Here is a 1,109-nt window from a genome sequence, read left to right on the forward strand (position 1 = left end):
CATAGTGAGTTGACCACTGCGGAGTGGTAGTTCAGTTGGTTAGAATACCGGCCTGTCACGCCGGGGGTCGCGGGTTCGAGTCCCGTCCACTCCGCCACTTATTTGAAAAAGCCCTAATCGAAAGATTAGGGCTTTTTTACGTTTGTTGTTTGGGAAAATGATACCAATCTCTTGTGAGCATTTTTGCGACTTGACCTCTGCACTCCAAAAAGCCATTCCAAGCACGACATACCTGAGAAACAATATCGTCATAATCATTGAAACTTTGGTTTGCGAGATAGTGCTGTCTCAACCAACGCCAAACTTGTTCAATAGGGTTCAGTTCGGGAGAATCGGAGGGAAGTTTAATGATACTGACATTATTAATACCAATCGTAGTAAATAACTGGTCATCCTAGCTTGTTATACCAATTCGGAAAACTAACTGATCAGCTCTATCCAGTCTCTACTGCACATTTTGGTCACGCGATCGCTGCACTCCAAAAAGCCATTCCAAGCACGACATACCTGAGAAACGATGTCGTTATATAGCTCGGGAGAATAAGGGGGAAGTTTAATGATGCTGACATTATTAAATTCATTGCCAATGTCATCGCTATGCCAACTTGCGCCATCCATTATCACGACGGCATGGCGACTTCGTTCGGTGGCTTTCGATATCTGCTCTAGATGACTTATCATGATGTCTTTGTTAACCCAAGGAACGACAATGGCCTCACCCACTCCTTTTGCTGGGCAGACAGAGCCAAATAAATAAGCGTATTCAAATTGCTGTTGTTTAACGACTCTAGGCCTTGTGCCACGCTCCGCCCAAAGTCGAGTCGTTGTGTTCTGTTGACCAAACCTAGCTTCGTCTTGAAACCAGACATCTACGTTCTCTAGCCCAACGTGTCCGGGGATCTTAAGGATCGTTTCTATTTGGAATTTTTTTAAAATCGTCTTGGGCCTTTTGCGATTGCTTAGGGTGTTTTGAACGAGAAGTTATCCAAGAAAAACCCATATGCTCAAGCAGGTAATAGATCGAATTAGGATGGTAGTGTTTATCAAAATGCGTCACGATATAGTGATGGATATCACTCGCTATGAGACGGCCACCAGTAGGAGAGGTT

At 44.3% G+C, this 1,109-nt stretch carries 3 protein-coding genes and 1 tRNA gene; 1 reads left to right on the plus strand and 3 read right to left on the minus strand.

All coding sequences use genetic code 11. The features are described from left to right. Positions 1 to 20 precede the first annotated feature (20 nt). Positions 21 to 97 (plus strand) — tRNA-Asp (locus F0249_RS20065). Between the two features lie 39 nt (positions 98 to 136). On the opposite strand, the gene F0249_RS20460 is transcribed toward F0249_RS20065, so the two are convergent. From F0249_RS20460 to F0249_RS20080, 3 genes are all read right to left on the minus strand, one after another. Then, positions 137 to 373, minus strand: a complete 237-nt coding sequence (locus tag F0249_RS20460) for a transposase (RefSeq protein WP_171757656.1) — start codon at positions 371 to 373, stop codon at positions 137 to 139. A 47-nt stretch (positions 374 to 420) separates the two neighbouring features. Next, positions 421 to 936 carry an IS630 family transposase gene (locus tag F0249_RS20075; protein WP_171757657.1) on the minus strand — a complete coding sequence of 172 codons (516 nt, stop codon included), beginning with the start codon at positions 934 to 936 and terminating at the stop codon, positions 421 to 423. Beyond that, positions 902 to 1,109: winged helix-turn-helix domain-containing protein (locus F0249_RS20080; RefSeq protein WP_171757655.1), on the minus strand; the 208-nt coding region annotated here is incomplete at its 5' end. The genes F0249_RS20080 and F0249_RS20075, both read right to left, overlap by 35 nt.

Origin of the sequence: Vibrio sp. 03-59-1 (assembly GCF_013114135.1) — a bacterium.
Lineage (GTDB): Bacteria > Pseudomonadota > Gammaproteobacteria > Enterobacterales > Vibrionaceae > Vibrio > Vibrio cortegadensis.